Raw genomic sequence first — 4,105 nt, forward strand, 5'->3', positions numbered from 1 at the left:
GTGATGCGGAGGCCGGGGGTGCGGGCACCGTTCGGCCGTCATCCGGGCTGCTGGGGTTGGACATATCGGGTGCCCTAAACTGGCGCGCTGACAGGGACGCATGATCATTGGAGTGCCGCATGGCTACGCTCTCCGGACAGGATGACGATCGCGAGATCATGGCCGCGATCAACGGCAAGGTCGACCAGATGGTGCGGGAGTCCTTGGCGGCGCGGGACCGCGATCGGGTGATCGCCGGGGCCGGCGAGAGCGACGACGGGATGATCAGGGCGAAGGCCGACGCCGACGGCGCGATCGTTTCGCTCGCTCTCGATCCGCGCGTGATGCGGCGTGACGCGGACCGTCTCGCCGAGGATGTGGCCGCGGTGCTCAGCGCGGCGCAACGGGACGCGCGGCGGCAGGCACGGGAGATCCTGGACGGCGCCGCCCTTTCCTCGATCACGTCCGACCGGCTCGGCGAGAGCCTGGCGACCGACCGGGACGGGCGGGCGGTGAGCGACGTTCTCCGCCGCATCCTGGAGATGTCCGGCTCCGGCGCCGTGGCGGAGGAGGACGAGCGCCGGGTGCCCGATTTCCTGGAGAAGCGGTACGACGAGCTGGAGAGCGTGGTCGGCACAGGCGCTAATGCGTCCGGGCACGTCACGGCGACCGCGGACGCGCACGGACGCGTCCGCGAGATCAGCATCGGGGCCCGTGCCATGCGGCTGGACAGTCACGTGCTGGCGGAGGAGGTTCTGGCGGCCGTCCGCGACGCCCGGCGCGCGGTCGTCGCGAAGGCGGAGGAGAAGGTGCTCGACGCCTTCCCGGATCTCGATCCAGGAGCCGGCGCCGACGTCGTGTCCCCGGATGACCGCCCGCGCCCGCGCCGGTGACCTGGGACGGCGCCCCGTGTCACGCTGGTGAGGCGCCGTCCGGGTCGCCCCTAGGAGACCTTCTCCTTCTCGAGTTCCGGGATCACCAGTTGCTGGCCTGGGGACAGGTGGCCCTGGTCGATGCCGTCGAGATGCCAGTTGGCCTGCTGGAGGAGCGACACGTAGCGCTCGCTGCCGTATTCGCGCCGAGCGATCGCCGACAGCGTGTCGCCGCCCTGCACCGTGTGTGTGGTGGCGCCGACCGGTTGCCTGGAGCCGGATCGCGGTGATTCGGCGTTGGAGCCGTGATCCCAGTTCCGGTAGTCGGGGATCGTCAGGTCGACGGGCTCGCTCTGGCCTCGGGGGACCAGGGTGTAGTTGATGGTCCCCGGGAGGAGGCCGAGGATGCGGCCCTTCCAGAAGGGGTTCAGGTTGAGGAAGGCGTTGACCGGCCCGATCTGCCTGGCCCGGTAGGTGAGGCTGTTCTTCGGGAGCCAGATCTTGGTGCCGTCGCTGAGCTTCATCTGGGCGAGATGGGAGCCCTTGGGAGTCGCGTAGCGGACGTTGGTGGCCGACATCGCGCTGCCCGCATTGGCGGGCCCGAGTTTCTTGACTCCCCATTTGTCCGCCCTGCGCCAGGCGAGGTGCTTCAGGCCGGTCGCGTCACGGAGCAGTCCGTAGTATCCGGCGCCGAAGACCGCGCTGACGCCTCCGACGATGACGCCGTCCTTGAGCGCGGCGCCGAAGCTCTTGTTCTCGAACATCATGCTCAGCGCGGTGGCGGCGCCGGCGTTGATGCCGAGTTCGAGCGCCATGTTGAACCCGAGGGGGTGGGCCTGCGCGAATCTGGTGACCGAGCCGAGCCTCTTCATGAGCGAGAAGGCGCCGCCGAGGCCAAGGAGGAAGGACAGGGTGCCCAGCATGCCCGGGGAGACCGAGAAGGGATCTTCGACGCCCCGTCCGGCGTTCGCCAGCGAGGAGTTGACGTAGTTGGCGCCGACGACGCCGATCCCGTTCTTCATGAACCCGCTCAGCACCGAGCCGCGTCCGGCCACGCTCGTTCCGAACCCCTTGCCGAGCTGCTTGAGTCTGGCGCGCAGGAGTTTGATCACCAGCATGGCGCGCTGCTTGAGAGCCTTCGCCATCCGCACGAGGAAGGCGCGTACCGCCGGGTTGAGGATCGCCGCTCCGGCCATGATGACGCCGATCGCCGCGAGCGTCTGCAGGGTGCGCTTGACGAGGTGCTTGGACCTGTGGGTCTCCTCGACGGCGTTGCCGAGGATCTCGGCGGAGTGTTCGGAGCGCGCGGCCCACTGTTCCAGGGTCTGGGCCTGATCTGTCCCGCCGCCAGAGGGATTGACGTGTCTCGTCCAGGCCGCGTGGTAGGTCTGGGCGGCGTCTCCGCCCCACCGCGCCTTCTTGACGTCGTCCTCGACCGCGTCGATGTCGGGCTGCAGCGCCCGGAGCCGGCGTGCTGTCTCCTCGCACGCCTGCTGCATCTCGAGGAGCTTGCGCTCGTAGTCGTCGCCGAGGCCCAGCAGGTCGAGGGTCGCGTTGAACGTCACGGACAGGGTGCCGGGATCGGGCAGCTCGACGTTCTCGCGGAAGGGGGGCGGGTCATCGGGCGGGAGGAGACGCTCGCTCCAGCCGTAGTTGGCCGCGGAGTACTTCAGATTGGCTCCGCAGTTGGTCAGAGCGCTGCCCCGCCGGTACATGGAGTCGGACAGGTCGCGGAAGAACTGGTTGTAGCCGCTGGCGAGTTCGGCCGCGCCGTCCTGGATCAGGGCGTACGTGTTGACGTCGCCCTTCGCGTGTGTGACGAACGACCTGCGGATCTCGGCGAGGCTGTCGCCGGCGTCCTGGCTTCTCAAGCCCGCCCGCTTGAGATGCTCAAGACCCTCCGGACCGGCGTAGCTGAAACCACTACTGGCCATGCACTTCCTTATTGACTTCGACGACATGGCCGCTCGACGGGATCACCGCCGCGGTCTCGTGCCGGCACGGCTCCGCTGAGGAGGGGCGGCTTGTTCGGCCGTAATCCGCTAGACATTAGTTGATCAGCAATCTTTGGGTCAACTGCCCTTTTGCCACCTGACGCCGGTCGTTTCACGACATTTTCTGCAGGTTGCAGCCGCCCCAAGGAGCGCACATGGCCGTCGCACGTATTGTCTTTTAGGTTAGGCTTACCTAATTAGGCCTATCACAGGAGGCGCACATGCGGGTCGCGATGTTCGGCTACCAAACGTGGGGACACCGTACGTTGCAGGCACTGCTGGAATCCGGCCACGACGTGGTGCTCGCCGTGACACACCCCAAGAGCGAGCACGCCTACGAGAAGATCTGGGACGACTCGGTGGCCGATCTGGCGGCCGGGCACGGCGTTCCCGTGCTGCTGCGCTCCAGGCCGGACGACGAGCTCGTCACCGCGCTCAAGGAGGCGGCGCCGGACATCATCGTCGCCAACAACTGGCGCACCTGGATCCCGCCGGAGATCTTCGGGCTGCCCCGCCACGGCACGCTGAACGTGCACGACTCGCTGCTGCCCGCCTACGCCGGCTTCTCGCCGCTGATCTGGGCGCTGATCAACGGGGAGGATGAGGTGGGCGTCACCGCCCACCTCATGGACGAGGAGCTGGACGCCGGCGACATCGTGCTGCAGCGCGCCGTAGGCGTCGGACCCTCCGACACGGCCACGGACCTGTTCCACAGGACCGTCGCGCTGATCCGCCCGATCGTGCGGGACGCGCTCGCGCTCATCGAGAGCGGCCGGGCGGCCCCCGTCGCCCAGAACCGGTCGAAGGCGAGCTTCTTCCACAAACGGTCCGTCGAGGACAGCCGCATCGTCTGGAGCTGGCCGGCGGAGGACATCGAGCGGCTGGTGCGCGCGCAGTCCGATCCGTACCCGAACGCCTTCACCTTCTACAGGGGTGAGCGCATCCGCGTGCTGAAGGCGTCCGTGTCGAAGGGTCTGTACGGAGGGACCCCCGGCCGGGTGTTCATCCGGGAAGGCGACGGAGTGGTCATCGTCGCCGGCCCGGAGGCTCGAAGGGGGCGTGGCCACGGGCTCGTGATCGAGCAGGTCCGCACGGAGTCGGGTGCGGACCTGCCCGCCACGGAGGTCTTCCGCACGATGGGCGGCTATCTCACCGACCGGTGACCTGGGTGGCCGAGCCGCTGCATCTTCAGCTCCCGTGATCAAAGTTAGGTAATGCTATCCTAAGTTCCATCCCATCGCCTGGCCAGAAGGACCGCAG

Annotated in this window: 3 protein-coding genes; 2 read left to right on the forward strand and 1 reads right to left on the reverse strand. The window is 68.0% G+C overall.

The annotated features are described in order from the left end of the window. Positions 1 to 119: 119 nt before the first annotated feature. Complete coding sequence (locus ABGB01_RS05400; RefSeq protein WP_347770881.1) at positions 120 to 872, forward strand: YbaB/EbfC family nucleoid-associated protein; 753 nt, start codon at positions 120 to 122, stop codon at positions 870 to 872. Between the two features lie 50 nt (positions 873 to 922). On the opposite strand, the gene ABGB01_RS05405 is transcribed toward ABGB01_RS05400, so the two are convergent. Further along, a complete protein-coding gene (locus ABGB01_RS05405) occupies positions 923 to 2,785 on the reverse strand; it encodes a LysM domain-containing protein (RefSeq protein WP_347770883.1) in 1,863 nt (620 codons plus the stop codon). Positions 2,786 to 3,066: 281 nt separating this feature from the next. Here ABGB01_RS05405 and ABGB01_RS05410 point away from each other — a divergent pair, with 281 nt between their 5' ends. Further along, positions 3,067 to 4,008: a methionyl-tRNA formyltransferase gene (locus ABGB01_RS05410; protein ID WP_347770885.1), complete on the forward strand. Its 942-nt coding sequence runs from the start codon at positions 3,067 to 3,069 to the stop codon at positions 4,006 to 4,008. Positions 4,009 to 4,105 lie beyond the last annotated feature (97 nt).

It is taken from the genome of Nonomuraea sp. B5E05 (assembly GCF_039880665.1).
GTDB lineage: Bacteria > Actinomycetota > Actinomycetes > Streptosporangiales > Streptosporangiaceae > Nonomuraea.